This is a genomic window from Bifidobacterium erythrocebi (assembly GCF_012932675.1).
Classification (GTDB): Bacteria; Actinomycetota; Actinomycetes; order Actinomycetales; family Bifidobacteriaceae; genus Bifidobacterium; species Bifidobacterium erythrocebi.
This window is the reverse complement of the sequence record NZ_JAAIIF010000009.1, coordinates 192,487-211,558: the sequence shown is the minus strand read 5'-3', so window position 1 is coordinate 211,558 and position 19,072 is coordinate 192,487. Positions and strand designations below refer to the sequence as shown.

At 55.9% G+C, this 19,072-nt stretch carries 17 protein-coding genes; 15 read left to right on the top strand and 2 right to left on the bottom strand.

Annotated features, from left to right (window positions below):
• Positions 1 to 5: 5 nt before the first annotated feature.
• Positions 6 to 1,520 (top strand): type I restriction-modification system subunit M, encoded by a 1,515-nt coding sequence (locus tag G1C98_RS06715; protein WP_169080463.1) that lies wholly within the window; start codon positions 6 to 8, stop codon positions 1,518 to 1,520.
• A complete protein-coding gene (locus tag G1C98_RS06710) occupies positions 1,510 to 2,073 on the top strand; it encodes a restriction endonuclease subunit S (protein ID WP_169080462.1) in 564 nt (187 codons plus the stop codon). The genes G1C98_RS06715 and G1C98_RS06710 overlap by 11 nt, the downstream gene beginning before the upstream one ends.
• Here the strand turns inward: G1C98_RS06710 and G1C98_RS06705 are convergent.
• Positions 2,033 to 2,758 (bottom strand): restriction endonuclease subunit S domain-containing protein, encoded by a 726-nt coding sequence (locus tag G1C98_RS06705; RefSeq protein WP_169080461.1) that lies wholly within the window; start codon positions 2,756 to 2,758, stop codon positions 2,033 to 2,035. The genes G1C98_RS06710 and G1C98_RS06705 overlap by 41 nt on opposite strands.
• A gap of 212 nt (positions 2,759 to 2,970) precedes the next feature.
• On the opposite strand from G1C98_RS06705, the gene G1C98_RS06700 reads away from it, so the two are divergent.
• The 5 genes from G1C98_RS06700 (at position 2,971) to G1C98_RS06680 (ending at position 8,106) form a co-directional block, all read left to right on the top strand.
• Positions 2,971 to 3,297 (top strand): hypothetical protein, encoded by a 327-nt coding sequence (locus tag G1C98_RS06700; RefSeq protein WP_240944946.1) that lies wholly within the window; start codon positions 2,971 to 2,973, stop codon positions 3,295 to 3,297.
• 716 nt (positions 3,298 to 4,013) lie between these two features.
• The gene (locus tag G1C98_RS06695) at positions 4,014 to 4,475 is read left to right on the top strand and encodes a hypothetical protein (RefSeq protein ID WP_169080460.1); all 462 of its coding nucleotides are present in this window, start codon (positions 4,014 to 4,016) and stop codon (positions 4,473 to 4,475) included.
• A gap of 198 nt (positions 4,476 to 4,673) precedes the next feature.
• The gene (locus tag G1C98_RS06690; protein ID WP_169080459.1) at positions 4,674 to 6,653 is read left to right on the top strand and encodes a RecQ family ATP-dependent DNA helicase; all 1,980 of its coding nucleotides are present in this window, start codon (positions 4,674 to 4,676) and stop codon (positions 6,651 to 6,653) included.
• 181 nt (positions 6,654 to 6,834) lie between these two features.
• Positions 6,835 to 7,320 (top strand): S-ribosylhomocysteine lyase, encoded by a 486-nt coding sequence (locus tag G1C98_RS06685; RefSeq protein ID WP_169080506.1) that lies wholly within the window; start codon positions 6,835 to 6,837, stop codon positions 7,318 to 7,320.
• 258 nt (positions 7,321 to 7,578) lie between these two features.
• Entirely contained in the window at positions 7,579 to 8,106 is a 528-nt protein-coding gene (locus G1C98_RS06680) for a GNAT family N-acetyltransferase (RefSeq protein ID WP_169080458.1), read from the top strand.
• Between the two features lie 651 nt (positions 8,107 to 8,757).
• Here the strand turns inward: G1C98_RS06680 and G1C98_RS06675 are convergent.
• Positions 8,758 to 10,185: an amino acid permease gene (locus tag G1C98_RS06675; protein WP_169080456.1), complete on the bottom strand. Its 1,428-nt coding sequence runs from the start codon at positions 10,183 to 10,185 to the stop codon at positions 8,758 to 8,760.
• A 331-nt stretch (positions 10,186 to 10,516) separates the two neighbouring features.
• Between G1C98_RS06675 and alr the strand changes: the two genes are divergently transcribed.
• The 8 genes from alr (at position 10,517) to dnaG (ending at position 18,803) form a co-directional block, all read left to right on the top strand.
• Positions 10,517 to 11,875, top strand: a complete 1,359-nt coding sequence (gene alr, locus G1C98_RS06670; RefSeq protein ID WP_169080454.1) for an alanine racemase — start codon at positions 10,517 to 10,519, stop codon at positions 11,873 to 11,875.
• Between the two features lie 20 nt (positions 11,876 to 11,895).
• Entirely contained in the window at positions 11,896 to 12,498 is a 603-nt protein-coding gene (locus tag G1C98_RS06665; protein WP_169080452.1) for a response regulator transcription factor, read from the top strand.
• A 118-nt stretch (positions 12,499 to 12,616) separates the two neighbouring features.
• Positions 12,617 to 13,705: a sensor histidine kinase gene (locus G1C98_RS06660; RefSeq protein WP_169080450.1), complete on the top strand. Its 1,089-nt coding sequence runs from the start codon at positions 12,617 to 12,619 to the stop codon at positions 13,703 to 13,705.
• A gap of 56 nt (positions 13,706 to 13,761) precedes the next feature.
• Positions 13,762 to 14,610 (top strand): ABC-2 transporter permease, encoded by an 849-nt coding sequence (locus tag G1C98_RS06655; RefSeq protein ID WP_169080448.1) that lies wholly within the window; start codon positions 13,762 to 13,764, stop codon positions 14,608 to 14,610.
• Entirely contained in the window at positions 14,579 to 15,304 is a 726-nt protein-coding gene (locus G1C98_RS06650) for a hypothetical protein (RefSeq protein ID WP_169080446.1), read from the top strand. The genes G1C98_RS06655 and G1C98_RS06650 overlap by 32 nt, the downstream gene beginning before the upstream one ends.
• A gap of 185 nt (positions 15,305 to 15,489) precedes the next feature.
• Positions 15,490 to 15,948: a hypothetical protein gene (locus G1C98_RS06645; protein WP_169080444.1), complete on the top strand. Its 459-nt coding sequence runs from the start codon at positions 15,490 to 15,492 to the stop codon at positions 15,946 to 15,948.
• A 21-nt stretch (positions 15,949 to 15,969) separates the two neighbouring features.
• Positions 15,970 to 16,599, top strand: a complete 630-nt coding sequence (locus G1C98_RS06640; protein WP_169080442.1) for an ABC transporter ATP-binding protein — start codon at positions 15,970 to 15,972, stop codon at positions 16,597 to 16,599.
• A 140-nt stretch (positions 16,600 to 16,739) separates the two neighbouring features.
• A complete protein-coding gene (gene dnaG / locus G1C98_RS06635; RefSeq protein ID WP_169080440.1) occupies positions 16,740 to 18,803 on the top strand; it encodes a DNA primase in 2,064 nt (687 codons plus the stop codon).
• Positions 18,804 to 19,072: the final 269 nt, after the last annotated feature.

The following is a 19,072-nucleotide window of genomic DNA, read 5'->3' as shown; positions in this document are numbered from 1 at the left end:
AGGATATGGCGAAGAAGAAAAGCGATAATACGGCGGAAATCGGCTTCGAGGAGCAGATTTGGAAAGCCGCGGATAAGCTGCGCGGCAACATCGATGCTTCGGAATACAAGAACGTTGTTCTTGGCCTGATTTTTTTGAAGTACATCTCCGATAAGTTCGATCAGAAGCACCAAGCGCTGGTTGAAGAAGGGGAGGGCTTTGAAGAGGACCGTGACGAGTACACGGCTGAGAATATCTTCTTCGTGCCGGAGAACGCTCGATGGGATGTGATTGCCGCGGCAGCGCATACTCCGGAGATTGGCAAGGTAATCGATGAGGCGATGCGTTCGATTGAAGCGGAGAACGATAAGCTGAAGAATATTCTCCCCAAGAATTTTGCCCGTCAGGAGCTTGATAAGCGGCGCTTGGGCGAAGTTGTAGACCTGTTCACCAATGTGAAGATGGCGGATAAAGGTGACAGCAGAGATATTCTCGGCCGTACCTATGAGTATTGCTTGGCCAAGTTCGCGGAAGCCGAAGGCAAGAATGCTGGAGAGTTCTATACGCCGGCCTGCATTGTGAAAACATTGGTCGAGATTATTGAGCCTTACCATGGGCGGGTTTACGATCCCTGCTGTGGTTCTGGTGGCATGTTTGTGCAGTCGGCCAAGTTTGTCGAGCAGCATCAAGGTAAGATTTCCGATCTGTCTGTGTACGGGCAGGAAAGCAATCCCACTACTTGGAAAATGGCGACCATGAATCTCGCTATTCGTGGCATTGACGCTGATTTGGGTAGACAGAATGCGGATACGTTCTTTAATGATTTGCATAAGAATGAAAGGTTCGATTTCATCCTCGCTAATCCGCCGTTTAATCTGAAAGATTGGGGAGGGGATAAGCTTAAAGAAGACCCGAGATGGGAATACGGTATTCCACCGGAGGGCAATGCCAACTTCGCGTGGATACAGCATATGATTCACCACTTGCAGCCGACCGGAGGCCGCATCGGTTTGGTACTGGCTAATGGTGCTTTATCCAGTCAGACGAATGGTGAAGGCGATATCCGTGCCAAGATTGTCGAAAAGGATCTGGTTGAAGGCATTATTGCTATGCCGGATAAGCTTTTCTATAGCACGGGTATTCCGGTTAGTTTGTGGATAATCACGAATAAAAAAGCTCAGCCGGGCAAGACGCTATTCATCGACGCGAGGGACATGGGAACCATGGTTTCTCGTAAACTGCGTGAGTTCACCGATGAAGACATCGCTAAGGTGTCAGGAGCTTTTGACGCGTTCCGTGATGGGACTTTGAAAGAGGAAAAGGGCTTTTCTGCCATTGCCACGATTGAGGATATAGCCAAACAGGATTACATTCTTACGCCAGGTCGATATGTCGGCATAGCCGAAACCGAAGATGACGGTGAACCATTTGATGAGAAAATGAAGCGCCTTACTGGCGAGATTTCCAAGTGCTTTGAGGAATCCAACCGTCTGCAAGAGCAAATCAAGAAGAATCTGGAGGCAATTGGGTATGGGATGTGAGGTCAAGTGGATTCCTCTTGGCGATTTGGCTACTTTTGAATCAGGAGGCACTCCAAGTAAGAAAACTCAAATATATTGGAACGGTAATATTCCATGGATTAGTGCAAAAACTCTCGTGGGTGATGCGGTCAGCACAAGTGATTTATGTATTACTACTGAAGGCCTTAAAGCAGGTAGCCGGCTCGCAAGAAAAGGGAGTCTCTTATTGCTTACGAGAGGTAGTGGTTTATTCAAGCGTATTCCATTGGTAATTGCGGCTAGGGATGTTGCATATAATCAAGATATCAAGTGCCTAGTCTCGAAACAGGCTGGTATTAGTAACCGTTATCTTTTCTTTGCGCTACGCTCCCTTGAGCCTGATATTACCGCTATGCTGGAAACGACAGGGATAGGTGCTGGCAAATTGTCAACGGATCGTCTTAAGGCTCTTCGAGTTCCTGTTCTTGATTCAGAATCTCGGTCAAAGGTTGAAGAATTCTTCGAGGTCATTTTTCAAAAGATAGCCATAAACGCTAAGCTAAATGGCTATTTAGCCGAGCGAGATCAATCTTAGATACGTCAATTTCTCCTGACATGAGTTTGGGAAGCAACCTATCACGGATTTCTTTCAGCCATTTGTTTTCCCTCTGATTCGCAACAATGTGCTCAACAATAGGAGCGGCAATTTTGTTGAATCTATCTAATGTTTCATCGTCCGGAAGCACCAGTCTCATTGTTTTAACATAATCGCGAGGCAGCTCTGTCTGTCCCGTACTGCCTGTGTGCAAAGACTCAATGTATTTTTCGTGCTTGAACGCCCAAAAACCTAGATATAGGGCATACCGAGGGTCGGTGGCGCGAACAATTGTTACATGAGAATCAGCCACTAATTTTTTAGGTTCAAACCATACTTGTGCTGTTCTTCCAAGCGAACCGACGCCAGTGGAGTTAATAAGCAAATCATATTTTTCCAGCCATTTTTCTGTTATTTTGCCAGGGATATGTGTTCTACCGTTCTCCACAAGAACCAGATTGTTTCGAACGCAGGTCTGTCCGAGGACAACTTCATCAGATGCGTTGCTGTATTTGGGAGCAATTCCGCGACAAACCATATCAGCAATCTCGTCAATCTTCACCCAACGCCACTTACGAGGCAAAATTGAATTTTTGTCATTCTCGTACTCGCAATAAAGATTTTTGGCATAGGTCTTCAGATATTCGAGTAAATAGCCATTTAGTGCAGTGCAACGATGAAGCATCGTACTATTTGCTTACTGCATTGTTTCTAAGCGAAACGTCAGAATGCTTCTATGTAGTGACTATTTGAGGTAGCCTGATTTTGTCAGGAAATAAATTGCGGTACGCATACGGCAGGATTGGACTGCGGGTATGCGGTTGAGCCATCGGAGAGGATGACTAAATATTGGAACATTTGCGTATGTGCCGTTTTACGCGCAATGGTGAACCAGAAATGGGTGAGTATGTTCAGTTGAATGATGGTACCGGCTTGTGCCATATTCCCGATTTGAATGGGGGTGGTGAGCAAATTGTCGTGTCGTATTCTGACGGCACTATGCCAGAAGGTATTGGAGATTTGGAGATAATTGAGATGCCTGCCGCTATTGCCTGTGATGCAAGTGCAGAAGGCGCATTTGTTATTCCACCCGATGCTCGTGAACGAATGGCCAAGACAAATCTGATTCTCGAAGAATACGAAATGGGCGTGCTCGATGAGGAAGAAGCGGGTGACATGCTTTTCGAGCATTTGTTTGGACGAGGGCGAAATGGTCGGCAATGACAGATTAGACAGGATTTGCCAAAGGCGGACTTCACGGCTTTGATACAATGCGCAGAATTACTTCTGAGAGCAGTCGTTGCTGATGATACTTTCCTGAATCAGTCTTTCTGCTGATGAACAAGCATCAATATCTGTAGCTTATACATACTGCTTAGCTACATTTATCCGAATAAGTGTAGCTAACGAGTGACTTAAGCTACACTTATCGCGATAAGTGTAGCTAACGGAAAATTAAGCAACACTTATTCGAGACGATTAGCTCCGAGAAGGCTGTTTCCTGCGGCCTTGACATTGAAAGCATCACGCAGAAGCTCCAAGCGCTCAATATCACCGATAAGAAAATTCGCAGACAGCATGTGAAACAGCTCCAGGCGGCGCATCGATAAGCGTGTAGATTGAAGTGAACGAGCCTGCAGCGTGCTCCCCGCACATGTGGGGATGATCCCAAAGCGCTGTCTGCCGCGCACACTTGCCTGTAGTGTTCCCCGCGCATGCGGGGATTTTTTTATATCAGGAACAGTCGTCGAAGACCCCAAGCAGATTATGTGGCATGGCTTATTCGGCGGGACTGTCTTTGGCATCTCCGCCATCTTTTCCCCGCTCGCAGTTCCCGAAGATCCGTACCAATCCATTTGCGTTTTTGTCCGGTTTATCCAAGTGCATCCGCATATGCAGGATGCGGGCAGTTTGACTTGGACGCAAAAGGAGAAAGCAAAATGACGTTTCTGGTAATCCTAGGTGGCATCATCATAGGCATCTTCCTCGCGGTACTCACGGGGCTGGTGCTGCTGGACATGTCCCCGCTGGGCCACTCGATAGCTGCGGCAATCAACTGGTTCACCAGCAAGTTCATAGGCGACCTTGTGGGCGGGACGTTCATCACCGGCTTCTACATCCTGCTCGTGTTCTTCGTCCTCGGGGTCCTCATCCCCGCGCAATGCTACATCGTCGGCTTACTGCTTGAATGGCAGACCGACAGCATCATCGATATCCCCATCGACATCATCGCCTCCGCGTTAATCCCGGTCCTCATGTATGTGTTCCTCGACAACTCGCCCGTCATGGCGATTGCCGCCATCCTCATGTTCCTCATGTCTTCTTGGGAGCTAGTGGGGAGCGTCATCGAATCCCGTAGAATCGACAGAAGGGAACGCAGGAAGCGCGGGCAGAGGAAGTGAGGGCGACCCACGTCTTGAAAGCTGGAGTCCAGTTTTGGAGCAAGCATCACATCGATCCCGTTTTCTGCGGGACGATTTAGGAAAATGCGTACGGTTCGTCATACCTCGCACACTCAAGCCCGCCATCCCCACCCCTCCTGCACAGACCATCTACCCGCCCATCCCGCAAAGATAGCGCCTGTTGTTACACTGAGCCGTATGAACGAACAAGGGGACCCACGCGCACTGGACGCGCTTCAACGGTATTTCGGCTACGAATCGTTCCGCCCGGGGCAGGCGGGAATAGTCAACGCCCTGCTCAGCGGTCGCGATGTGCTCGGCGTCATGCCCACCGGCGCAGGCAAATCCATCTGCTACCAGATCCCAGCCACCATTCTCCCCGGCGTATCCATCGTCATCTCACCGCTCATCTCCCTCATGCAGGATCAGGTCGACGCATTGAATGACGTGGGCATCCCCGCCGTATTCGTCAACGGCATGCAAACGCCCGACCAGCAGGAACTCGCCCTGGCCATGGCCGCCAACGGTCAGGCCAAACTCCTGTACGTCGCCCCCGAACGCTTGGAAACACAGCAGTTCCTGAACTTCGCCACACGCACGCCCATCTCCATGGTGGCCGTGGACGAGGCGCACTGCGTATCCCAATGGGGCCAGGACTTCCGCTCCTCGTATCTCGGCATCGGCGACTTCATCGCCCACCTGCCCACGCGCCCCACCGTCGCCGCCTTCACCGCAACCGCGACCGAACGCGTCCGCCGAGACATCATCTCCATCCTCGGACTTGCCGATCCAAGCATCACCGTCACCGGCTTCGACCGTCCGAACCTCTACTTCGACATCCTCAAACTCAGCACCAAAAACAAAACGCCCTGGATCGCACGTTACGTGGCCAGTCACCCCAGCGAATCCGGCATCGTCTACTGCGCCACGCGCAAGGAAACCGAAGTGCTCGCCGCCTCGCTCAACCGCACCGTTCCCGTATTGCGCGGGGCCGAAGCCGGAGGGGCCGAAGCCGGAGGGAACGAAGCCAGTGGGAACGAAACTAAGCTGGGGCGCGTTGCCGTCGCCTACCACGGTGGCATGCTGCCGGAAGCGCGCGGCCAGGCGCAGCGTGATTTCGTCACCGACCGTGTGCCCGTGGTCGTCGCGACCAACGCGTTCGGCATGGGCATCGACAAGTCGAACGTGCGCTATGTGATCCATCACAACATGCCCGAAAGCATCGAGGCCTACTACCAGGAGGCCGGGCGTGCGGGGCGCGACGGCGAACCGAGCCGATGCACGCTGCTGTGGAACGAATCCGACGTGGTCACGCGCCGCCGTCTGATGGACTCCGATTATGAGAACAGCAGGCTCACCCCCGAAGAACAGGAGGCGGTGCGTATCTCGAAGCGGCGTCTGCTTGATGCCATGGTCGGCTACTGCCGCACCACCGAATGCCTGCACACCTACATGACACGGTATTTCGGTGAACAGGTCGCACCGAACGCCGGCACCTGCCAAGGCGGATGCGCCAACTGCGGGCAGACCTTCGAAACCGTGGACGTGAGCGACATAGCCCGCGCCATCAGCATGTGCGTGCACGACGTGCGGCAGATGGTCGGCATGGGCAAGATCGTCAAGATCCTGCGCGGTTCGAAAGCGAAGGACCTTGCGGTGTGGAACCCGGAAACCCTGAGCACGTACGGCATGCTACGCAACATTTCGGAAGCGCAGATACGGGACGTGTTCAACCAGATGGTGGCGGATGGATTCCTTCACATCACCGAAGGCAACATGCCAATCGTCATGTTCGGCGCCAGGGCGGCCGAAACCGCGCAGCCTGGATTCCACTACGAGATGAAACGCATCAACCGCAAGCCCTCTAGTCGTTCTGCGTTCGGTCGGACCTCGGAGGAAGGCGACGGCTCGGTGCTGGGCGGTCAGGACTCGGGAATCCAGGAACTGGACGGTCCGGAAGAACGGCTGTTCCAGAAGCTGCGCGATCTGCGCATGGCCATCGCGCGCGAAATCGGCAAACCGCCGTACATCGTGTTCAGCGACAAGACCTTGCGCGACATGGCCCGAGCACAGCCGACGACCAATTCCCAGATGCTCGCCATCAGCGGTGTGGGCGAGGTCAAGATGAAACGATACGGCGAGCGCTTCCTGGAGGTGATTCGGGCTGTGGCCGAGTAGCGGCCGAGTAGCGGCTGTGGGTGTGTTGTGTCGCGTCGTTTCGGTGTTTGATAATGCGCAATTGAAGAAACGCATAACGCTTGGATTGACTTGTGCGCGTTGAACGGCCACAGTGGTATGCAGGTTGCATGCGTGGGTTTCGCGCGTGGACGAATGGAACGAGCAGAAAGGATGCGTAGTCATGGCGGATGAGAAGCCGGTAGTTGAGAGTTTTCAGCTGGACCATACCAAGGTGAAGGCGCCGTATGTGCGGTATATCGATACGGAGACCGGTCCCAATGGTGATGTGATCTCCAATTATGATCTGCGTTTGGTGCAGCCGAATGAGAATGCCATTCCGACCGGTGGTCTGCATACCATCGAGCATACGATTGCGGTGTTGTTGCGCGAGCGTATTCCGGGGTATATCGATTGTTCGCCGTTTGGTTGCCGTACGGGCTTCCATCTGCTGACTTGGGGTACGCATTCCACTGAGGATGTTGCCAAGGCGTTGAAGGAGTCGTTGGAGTTCATCGCGTATGAGGCGACGTGGGATGATGTTCCCGCCACCACGATTGAGAGCTGCGGCAATTACCGTGACCATAGTCTGTTCACGGCGAAGGAGTGGTGCAAGGATATTCTTGCCAAGGGCATCAGCTCCGATCCGTTTGAGCGCAAGGTGGTCTGAGGTCTGACTGATTCTGTGGGCTTGGGGTTTCGTAGGTTTGCAAGCCCATGTTGTGCGCGTTGGTGTGTGTGTACGGCTCGTCTGTGTTGTGTGCAGGCGGGCCGTATTCGTTTGATGGTTGGATGCTGATGGTTGGATGCCGGCCGGGTGCTGATTGGGTGCTGGCCGGGTGCCGGTTGGAATACGAGTGGGCTCTGTGCACCGAGCGTGCTAGCTTTAACGCTCGGAATCGTATACGACGAGAACGTGAGGTGAGACATGGCTGAGGATACGGTGATGAGACGTTTTCGTCATGCCACGATGGGGGATCTGCCTCGTATGAGGGCGATCTATCAGCGTGCACGTGAGTTGATGGCCGCCAATGGCAATCCGACGCAGTGGGGGAATACGTTTCCCCGTGAATCGGTGGTGATCGACGATATCAATAGTCAGCGCATGATGCTGCTGGTCGATTCCAAGGGCGGGCATGAGCGTATTCTGGCGCAGTTCGCGGTGTGTCCTGGCGAGGATCCGACGTATGCGCATATCGATGGCGCCTGGCTGGATAACGACAGCTATGTGACGATTCATCGCATCGCGTCCTCCGGTCTGGCGCGGCATGCGGCCCGCGACTGCATTCGTTGGGCGTTGACGCATTACGGCAATGTGCGTGCGGATACGCATCCGAATAACAAGGCCATGCAGCATATTCTGGAGTCGAGCGGTTTTGCCCGTTGCGGTCTGATCCAGCTCATCGACCGTCCCACCGACACCACCCGTATCGCCTACCAGCGCCACGAATGGTAGTGCATTTTCGCTGATCCGACTGCGCCGCGATTAGCGCGGTGCTTTTCGTGGCGTCTCCTGAACATCACCCTTATCTGGCTACGCTGAGCAATCCTCGTCATGGCTTCCTCTGGAACGCACCCGTATCCGGCTACGTTGAGCGATCTCTGTTGTGACTTCAGCTGGAGGCTGTCCCGATTTGGCTACGTTGGGTTGGCGATACTGTTGCCTTTCTCGTATGCGCTCTTAGTTCGGCTACGCTGAGCAACCGTCACTGGCGTTTCTCCAGGATACCGTCCATGTTTGGTCACGCTGGCAAAACATGCCTATCGCCAAATAGGGCCGCTATCCACGTATAGCTACGCCAGAGCCGTGCTTTCATCGACATATCACGGATATCGCCAAAACTCTTAGGAAAAAGCAGGGGCGTCCGCACGATGCGCACGACCGTAAGCTTGGCCGAACGGCCTTGAGTGTGTCGTGCGCATCGTGCGAACGCCCCGGTCATCCCGACCGTAACTGCAACGCCATAACGTGACTATGAGAGTCATGCAAAACGCTAGCGCCCTAGCAAAATATGGAGCACATAGCAAAAATCCCCTGGATCGGCTGAACCATTCAACCTATCCAGGGGATTTCGCGCGAATAATGCGCGGGAACGCTAGCTACCGGCTAGAACAGTCCCGGCTCATTGAGCTTGGACCGCTTGCGGCTGTAGGCGAAATACACCACCAGTCCAAGTGCGAACCACACGGCGAACCGCAGCCAGGTCTCCCAGTTGAGTCCGCCGATCAGAATCAGGCAGAACACGATCGAGCAGATCGGCGTGAACGGCACGCCAGGGGCGCGGAAGCCACGGCGGGCGTCAGGCTGGGTCTTGCGCATCCACAGCACGCCGGCGGACACGATGATGAACGCGGAAAGCGTACCGATGTTCACCAGCTCGAACAGCACGTTGATGTTGATGAAGCCACCGGCGATGGCGGTGAGGATGCCGAAGAACCAGGTGCCTTTGAACGGGGTGTGGTACTTCGGGTGCACTTCGCCGAAGAACTTCGGGAACAGGCCGTCACGGCTCATGGCGTAGCAGATGCGGGACTGGCCGTACAGCTGCACGAGCATCACCGTGGTCATGCCGATGAGCGCGCCGAGATTCACGATCACGGCCAGCCAGTTCAGGCCGGTGGCCAGGATCACGCCGGCGACAGGAGCATCGACGAACTTGGCGAACTCCTTGTAGGGCACGATGCCGGTCATGATGAAGGTCATGGCGATATACAGCACGGTGGAGATGACCAGCGAAAGCAGAATGCCGCGAGGCAGCGTCTTGTTCGGGTTGATGGTCTCTTCGGCGGAGGACGAGACCGCGTCGAATCCGATGAAGCTGAAGAACACGATCGAAGCGGCGGGAACGATGCCGTAGGGCTGGGTGGAACCGGGCTGGAACGTGTAGATGCCGTAGGGGGAGAAGGGCTTCCAGTTCGCCGGGTTCACGTACCAGACCGTGCAGATGATGAACAGCACGATGATGACCAGCTTGATCATCACCATGATGTCGTTGGCCTTCTTGGTCTGGTTGATGCCGATGGACAGCAGCCAGGTGATGAGCAGCACGATGACGAAACCGGGCAGGTTGAAGTATGTGGTCACGCCCGGCGTGGTGCCGTATGCCGCGGTGAGTTCGACGGGCAGATGCAGGCCGAACCCTTCCAGCAGCTTGTTGAAATAGCCCGACCAGCCGGCCGAAACGGTGGCCGCCTGCAACGCGTATTCCAAGATCAGATCCCAGCCAATGATGAAGGCGATGAGTTCGCCGAAGGCCAGGTAGGCGTAGGAGTATGCGGAACCGGATACGGGTGCCATGGAAGCGAACTCGGCATAGCACAGGCCTGCGAAACCGCAGCATACCGCCGCGATCAGGAAGGATACGGATAGGGCCGGGCCTGCGGTGAGTGCGCCTTTACCGGTGAGTACGAAGATGCCGGTACCGATGATTGCACCGATGCCAAGCATGGTCAGGTCGAAGGTTCGGAGGGTTCTTTTCAGCGGAGTCGCTTCGGAAACAAGCTGGTCCACCGACTTTTTGCGGAATAAATCCATTGGTCTCTCTCAAATGCAATATGCGAAATTGGGCAAAAACCGGACGGTGCTCCGGGACTCTGGCACGCCTCAACGCCAGAAATCAATGGTGTGGTCTCCCATGCGGGGCAAATCACAACGTGGTTCAGTAGTGTACGTGCCGGGACGGAAAAACAGGCGATACGTCTCGGCATATGTTCCGGCATATGCTTTCCGCCTGTCTCCGCACCTATTCCAACACATGTCCCGACATCTGCTCTCGTATGTTCTGCCCGCATGCATGCCACGGAATATACGGTTGCGGCGATTCATTCGTGGATTTTGTTACAAGGGCGCGCGACAATAGTGAACCATGAGTATGAATGCAGCACCCGAGATCGCGTTTTCATCCGAACAGGGCAAGGCCAATTACGAAGCAGCCCGCCGTCAATACCCGGCGCAGGCAATTGTCGATTTGAAGGCGATGCGTGACAATATGCGTCACCTCGTCACCACGGTGGGCGGCCCGCAGTCCGGCACCGCCGTGATGGGCGTGGTCAAGGCGGACGCCTACGGGCATGGTCTGCTGCCGTCGGCGCTCGCCGCACTGGCCGGTGGTGCCACGTGGCTCGGCACCGCGCAATCCCATGAGGCGCTGCTGCTGCGTCAGCTGGGAATCGGCCCCGACCGCTGCCACATTCTCACCTGGGTATACAACGGCACGGCCGTTCCCTTTGACGAACTCATCGACAACGACATCGACGTATCGGTCGGTTCTCTGGCCGGCATCGACGCCATCGCCGCAGCCGCCCGCAAGCTGGGCAAGCCCGCACGCGTGCATGTGAAGGTCGATTCCGGTTTCGGCCGCAACGGCTTCACCCCGGAAGGATTCGACGCGGCGCTCAGCAAGCTCGTGCCGCTGGCCAAGGAAGGCGTCATCAAGGTCATCGGCCAGTGGAGCCACCTCGCCGTGGCGGACAGCCCCGACGTTCCCGAATTCGTGGAATCCACCGACCGCCAGGTCGCGAACTTCAACGCGTTCACCGAGCGCATGAAGCAGGCCGGCATCGCGCCGAGCATCCGCCACCTCGCCAATACCGCGGCCACGCTGGACCGCCCGGAAATCCATTTCGAACTCACCCGCCCCGGCATCGGCCTGTACGGCTACGAACCCGATCCGGCGATGGGCACGCCGAGTACATACGAGCTCAAGCCCGCCATGAGGTTGCAGGCGCAGCTGGGCACGGTCAAGGACGTCGAGGCCGGTCACGGCATTTCGTATGGCCGCACCTACCTGACCCCGCAGGACACGTCGACCGCCATCGTGCCGCTGGGCTACGCGGACGGCATCCACCGTTCCGCCTCCGGTTTCGATATGGAAGGCGCCAAGCATGTGGAGAAGCCGGGCGGCCCGGTGCGTGTGATGACCAAGCAGGGCCCGCGCGTCTACCACGTGTCCGGTCGCGTGTGCATGGACCAGTTCATCCTCGACCTGCACGGCTCCGCCGCCGAACTCGGCATCGCGGAAGGCGACACTGTCGAACTGTTCGGCCCCGGCCGTGGCGAGGAATACGGCGAGCCCACCGCCGACGATTGGGCACGCGCCGCCGACACCATCAGCTATGAGATTTTCACCTGCCTGCGCAATCGCATCCCGCGCCTGTACGAGCATGCGCCCGAAGTGCTGGCTCCGGAGGATCTCGCCAAGCTCGATCCGGCAAGCATCCTGTAAACGCAAGGTGCGCTGGCAGAATGCTTACGCTGGGCATTGTCGATAATGACCCTTTGGCTGCACAGGCCATTGAACATGTTCTCATTCAGCGTCAAGCGCCTCTGAAGGTACTGTGGTCGGTCACCGGTGCCGCCGACGCCATTGACCTGTGCAGCCGCGATTCATGCCGCCCGAATGTCGTCTTGACGGATATGGAGATGCCGGGAATGGGCGGCTTCGCGTTATCCGAAGCACTGCATCGACGTTGGTTGGATCTCGTTATTGTCGGTATGACTGCTTTCGCCGTCGACACTGCACGAATGCGCGATGTCGGGATGAGCCTTATCGTGCATAAAGACGTGCCTACCGAACGATTGGTGCATCGTATCGGTGCCGCGGCGCATGATGAGGATGCGGCCACATGGGTTGATGGCGGCGTATCGGCCGCCAACCTTGTGCTTACCGAAACCGAGCGGCAGGTGTTAACGCTTTTTCTCAAAGGCCGAACGGTTCTGGCGGTGGCGCGTCAGCTGCACATGAGCGAGGGGACCGTGAAAACGCACATGAATAGTGCCTATAAGAAGTTGGGTGTTCATAATCGCTCGCAGGCGATCGGGTTGTGCGTCAAAAAAGGAATCATCTGACGTGGGCAAAAGCTCTCATGGTATTCGCCTGTTTTCCCGGAAGATGGGGAACGGCGTCAATCTCGTCGATATTCTCGTCTCCTGCGTGGGCATCGTATACGCCGTGTATTCCGCTTGGATGCTGCATGAGGATTCCGGTGCCATGTCCACGCTTGTGCCGTGGTTAGTGATGGCGATGCGCGTGGCCCTGTATGTGGTTCTGCCATGTGCTCCTATTGCCGCCGCCTATGCGATAAGCGTGTTCAATGTGGTTGCTTTTGCCGCCCCGATTCCAGGCAATGGGTTGGAGTATATCGGAACGTGCTATGCGTTGGCGTTGCTGGCTTGGCGGGGAAACCGGAGGAAAGCCTGTGCATGCTTGGCTGTGGTTCTGGCGGGAACCGTTGCCGTGCTTCTGGTGAGGAGTGACGGTTACCTTCCTACCCCGGTTGCGTTGCTTGGCATTCTGGCCCCATATTGCATTGCGCTGCTTTGCGGATCAGTGGTGCGCGAATGGCAGAGTCTGCTGGTGCGCCAACGGTTGGCTGATCGCGAGATTTCCTATCGGAGGGAACAGCTGCGTATGATGCACACGTTGCATGATTCCGTGGCGAATACGTTGAGTTATGCGGTGCTGCTGTGCCGTAGCGAGCAGGGCGGGCATGATGAGCGGGTCGAACGACTTGTGGAGCAGGCGCTGAAAGCATTGCGTTCGGATGTGATTGTTCCGGTTGCCAGTCGGATCGACGATGATGGGCGAACCATGGGCACGTCGTCACAGGCGAGTCTGTCGGATACGGTCCATGGCGATGATCGCTCTTGCATGGACGACGTAAGAGCGGCATTGCATGAGACGGACGAACGGCTGGCCGCGCTCGGTTTCACAGGCGAGGCCATATTGATTGACCGCGGTGGTGTTCCCGATCGGCAATGGGCCCAATTGGTATGCGCCATCGTAGGCGAGTTGGGGTCGAATATCGCGAAGCATGCCGTTCCCGGTGACTATGCCATGACCGTGGTGACCGACGCGAATCGAACGACGATCATGTCGTCCAATGGCTGTGGCGATGGACGCCAAGCGAGGAGGGAATACGCGGAAGCGCTTTCCTCGGGTTTTGGACTGCGGGATGTGTCGGCTATCGTTCGCAATGCAGGAGGCATTGTTGAACGGTGCGTGGAAGGTGGCGAATGGTCCATCGCGATGGAACTGCCGTGGGCCAAAGTCTGACTATTCGTATGATTTTTGTAGGCGCGGCATAGTCGCGCCTTTTTTATCTTTGCGGTATGAGTGTTTCGTTATTGCGCCAACAGTTGTCCAGAACGCTCCGAAGCTGGAGGTTCTCTGCCATCGCCGGCATCGGAATAGTGCTGGTGGCTTTGAATTATTGGACGACTTTTCATGCCACATTCGTATTACCGAAATCCGATCCCACGTTCTTCCGTTACATGATGCTGTTCAGTGATGTGGGTGCCGGCGGATCCATATACTGTATGCTGCTGCCGTGCATCGCTGCTTTGGCCGGTGGCGGACTGTATTCGGATGAGAAGAATAGTGGCCGTTTACGTATGATGCTTGTCCGTACCGGGCGACGTGATGTGCTGCGTTCATCATTCTGCGCCGGATTCGTGCTGGGCGGATGCGGAGGGGTTCTTCCCCTGCTGCTCAATCTGGTGGTTGCGGTCATTCGTCAGCCGCATATGTCATTCATCGATGGTGTCGACCATATTGCGACGAATCCGTATTTTGCGTACTATCCGGTCATCCGGGCGGACTCGTGGCTGTACCCCTTGTATAAGGCCAGTCAGCCGTTGATGCTGGTGGTTGTTTTTGCGCTGATATTCGTGCTTTCCGGAGCGTATGCGTGCCTTGCGATCGGCGCATCGGCGTTTATCGGGAAACGATATGTGGAGATACTGGTTCCTTTTGCGGTGTCGTTGCTGATCTGGCTGCTGCCCGCGATTCTGCCGATACATGCCCAGTTGGTCGCCAACGAATTCAGTCAGGTGGTTTTCCTGAATTTCAGCGCCGATGCCGGACCATATGGCGCATGGGGTGCTGTGGCCAATGTAATGCTGTCTCTTGTTCTTGCCGAGGTGCTGTATGGGATTGAACTTCACAGAGACACTCTATGAATGGCGTCACTTGTGGCGATTCTCTCCGCTGTGGGAGAAAGCGCTGTGCGGCATGGTCGTCGCATTGTCATCGTTGCGCATGGCGGCGTATGTTCCGCAATCGCTGGCAACGGGGAATGTTGTTGTAGGATTCCTCAGCCCCATGTTTTGGGGTGTGTGGATTGCGCCGACTTTCATATTCCTGTTGTGGATGGGGACGGTGGACCGCTCTCCGATGGAAGTGGCCAGACGCTCCGCTTCCTCGCAATTACGTGTCAACGATATGTGGCTATGGTGTGCGGCAGCGGCGGTTTCCGGTTATTACAGTGCGCTGTATGCGGTGCTGTGTCGGGCGATGAGTGGGGGAGCATTACCGTCCGTGAGTGGCTTTTGGCCGGTGTCGCTGTTCGTGCAGACGTTGCTCGCCTTGGTTGTGCTTGGCTCGGTGATGCATCTCATGGTTGCCTGTGGCGTTGCATGGGGACGGGTGATGCCCGTGATGCTCGCCGCCGTGGTGCTGCTTCCATGGGCTTTGACCGGTTTGCCCGATATTTGGCTGGAGTCGGTGTTTTTCTTCTCCTACCCCGTGCCAGGGGATATGCGTGTGACGATCGGCATCAAATGTCTGGTCTTCATTGCGGTGTTTCCGTTGCTTTCGATATTGAACAGGGCGGTGTACGCAAGAAAAGACCATATGAAAGGCGACTGGCGATGAATGGAACCGTGCAACGAGCCATATGCCGCGGTCTGCTCTGCGTCCCTTATGCCGCTGTGATATTCGAATATTTGATTCGGGAGCCATCGCAATCGGTTTTCCTCGGATGTTTCGGCAGTCCGGACGATACGGGTGATTGGCCGTTAGTCGCTAATAGAGTGCCTCTTGCGTTCCTGGTATTCGGCATGCTGATCATCCTGGAATGGCCCTGCTCGGTTCTTTTGTCGAATAACGCGATGGCATGTGTACGCAGGCGTGGCGTGTGCGGGAAAGTCCGGCGTTATCTGATTCGCCTGCCTGCATACTGCCTGGCTTTCACGGGCGTTCCATTGCTATTGACCGTGGGCGTCGTCGGAGGATGGGGTGAAGGCGGTTCTTTGATATGTACTGCCGTCTGTGCGGCATTGCAATTGTTGCTTGTCATCGCGATCCGTGATGCGGGAACACTGCTCGGTAATCGTGCGGTAGGGTATGTCGCCGCTTTGATGCTTTGCATGATTCTGGAGTCGGCGAAGCCGGTTGAATCATGGTTGATGGCTGATTCGCATTGCGGATTGCCGCATTGGCTGACCGTCCTGAGTCTTGTCTCAATGATGGTCATCGTTTCCCTCATACCGTTATGCAGGCGGATGGAAATCATTTGAAATTATCGAAGGAGAAAAACCATGTATGTTGAGATTCACGATTACACCAAGATAATCAAGCGCAAAACCGTGCTCGACCATGTGAATTGCGGATTCGAACGCGGCGAGATCTGCGGATTGGTGGGGCCAAACGGTTCCGGCAAGACCATGCTGCTGCGGGCGATATGCGGTTTCATTCGGCCTACGGATGGGCGGGTTCTCATCGGAGGCAAGCCGGTGGTGTTCAATGAGGCATTGCCGGAGAAGATCGGTGTGCTCATCGAGCATCCCGGGTTCATCGGCGCGGATACGGCTTGGGGAAATCTGGAATATCTCGCCGGGCTTGACGGCGGATTCGACGAAAAAGAGACGGAACGGCTTATGAAGGTGTTCGGCCTGTGGCAGCATCGTGGCGACAAAGTGAAATCCTTCTCACTGGGCATGCGTCAAAAGTTGGCGATTGTGCAGGCGCTTATGGAACATCAGCGCCTGATCCTGCTTGATGAACCGATGAATGGATTGGACCGTGAATCCGTGATGGCGTTCCAGCAAGAGATGAGACGCCAGAGGGAGCGCGGAAACGCAGTGATCATTGCATCCCATCAAGGGGCGGAGCTGCAGGAAATCGCTGATCGTGTTCTGCATGTGGAAAATGGCCGGATCATGAGCTGATTATCGAAGATGCGAATGCCTGCCACAGCCCGACATAGGACCCGGACGACGTCGCCCGACCATAGGGCGGGCCGAACGGTCTTGGACATGTCGGGCGGCGTGCATGGCGTCGGGCGGCACGGCTGCTAGGGTGGTGGACTATGCCGGGAATGATCAAGAAGGAAGACATCGAAAAGGTGCGCGCCGCCGCGGACCTGTATGACATCGTATCCGCCTCAGTGTCGCTGAAGCCGTCGGGAACCGGTACCTTCGTGGGCCTGTGCCCGTTCCACGACGAGAAGACCGGCAGCTTCAACGTGCGGCCGGCGCTCGGCGTATGGCATTGTTTTGGCTGCGGTCTGGGCGGCGACGTGTTCAAATTCGTCGAGGAACAGGAGAACATCGACTTCCGCGAGGCGGTGGAACTGCTCGCCGACAAATACCATATCGAACTGCATTACGAGCAGAACGGCAACGCGCGCGCCGAGCATTCCGGGTCCAAACGCGCCCGTCTGCTCGAAGCGAACGAGGCCGCACAGCGCTTCTTCGTCAGCCAGATCATGACCAAGGAGGCGCTCGCCGCGCGCAAGCTGCTCGGCGGTCGCACCTTCACCCAGGCCGACTGCGAGCGTTTCGGCTGCGGGTATGCGCCGCAGGGGTGGGATAATCTGGTGCGTCATCTTGCGTCGCAGGGGTTCACGCAGCAGGAGATGCTGGATGCCGGTTTGGCGCGGCAGGGTCAGCGTGGCGTCTATGACTATTTCCGTGGGCGTGTGACGTGGCCGATTCGTGATTCGACGGGTCGCACGTTGGGGTTTGGCGCTCGCAAGCTGTATGACGATGATCAGATTGCGGCGAAGTATATTAATACGCCTGATACGCAGCTGTATCACAAGAATCAGGTGTTGTATGGCATTGATTTGGCCAAGCAGGCGATTGTGAAGAAGCGTCAGGCGGTGATTGTCGAGGGGTATACCGATGTGATGGCCATGCATTTGGCCGGGGTGGATACGGCTATTGCCACGTGTGGTACTGCGTTTGGTGAGGAGCATGCGAAGATCGTTCGTCGTTTGGTGAAGGATGATTCGTTGGGTGCGGTTCAGTTGGTGGGGCCGTTGAAGGTTGATGGGCAGCCGGTCAGTTCGCGTATTGTGTTTACGTTTGATGGCGATGCGGCTGGTCAGAAGGCGGCGTTGCATGCGTTTGGGCTTGATCCGGCGTTTTTGTCGCAGACGTTTGTGGCGGTGGCCGAGAATAATCTTGATCCGTGTGATTTGCGTATTGAGCAGGGTGATGAGGCTGTTCGTTCGTTGGTTGCCAGGGCGAAGCCGTTGTATGACTTTGTGATTGATGCGGCGATCAATCGGTTTGATACGAGTTATAGTACGGGTCGTTTGGGCGCGGTGAAGGCTACGGCGCCGTTGATTGCGCAGATTCGTGATCGTTCGCAGGTTGATTTGTATACTCGTCAGGCGGCGCGGCGTATTGGTGGTGTTGATCTTGACATGATGCGTCGTGAGGTGGAGCGGTGCAGGCGTCAGTTGCATGTGCGTGATGAGGATGCGTATGCGCCGAAGCGTCGTTTTGCGCAGCCGCAGCGTAATGATGGTGGTATGACGCCTGAGCGTGTGCGTCAGATCGAGCGTGAGAATGCGCGTAAGCAGACGTTTTATCATGTGGATGATGCTGTGTTCATTGCCGAGGAGCAGTTCATGGCGGTGCTTATTCAGATTCCTAATGCGATTCGTGCGGATTGGTTCGAGTCGTTGACTCCGGCGAGTTTTGAGACGCCGGTGTTTCGTGCGTTGTTCCAGGCGGTGGTGGCTGCCGGTGGGTTGCCGGAGGTGACTACTCCGCAGGGGTTGTGGATGCATAATCTCATCAAGGCCGGTGGGCCGATGCTTGAGTCGGTGGTGAACGAGTTGGCTGTTATGCCGTTGCCGTTGGCTGAGCGTGCGGCGAATGGCGATGGTGCTCAGGGGCAGGGTGCGGCGAATGGGGCTCAGGCACCGGCTTCGGCGTCGAAGGCGGAGCAGCAGTATGCTTCGGAGCTGCTTGCGCGCTTGTTGGATATGAGTTTTGTGCGCAGCATCGCTTCTGCCAGGGCGCGTATGTCGCGTTTGCCGGATGGCGAGGAGAAGATCGCGTTGCTGGGCACCATCACCAATATGGAGGCGTCGCGCAAGAGCCTGCAGAATCAGGTGCATGGCAATACCGTCAACTAGGCATGTGGGCTAGGCGTGTGTTGGAGCGGCCGTGGAGACCGTGAAGAGGTGGTTGTGATCGTCGATTCGGTTCGGCGATTGCAGCCACCTCATTGTTTTTAGACATTTGAGTACCGGCTGCCTGGCATCGCCTTGTACTTCCACCGTGCATCGCATTCCGTAGGTGGTTTTGCGCTTCCGTAGATGGTTGCCATTGGAACACGCTTGGGCAAACGGCGGAATATGGCCGTTGCTTTGAGAGCTTTCCGGAGCCGACCGCCTACGGAACG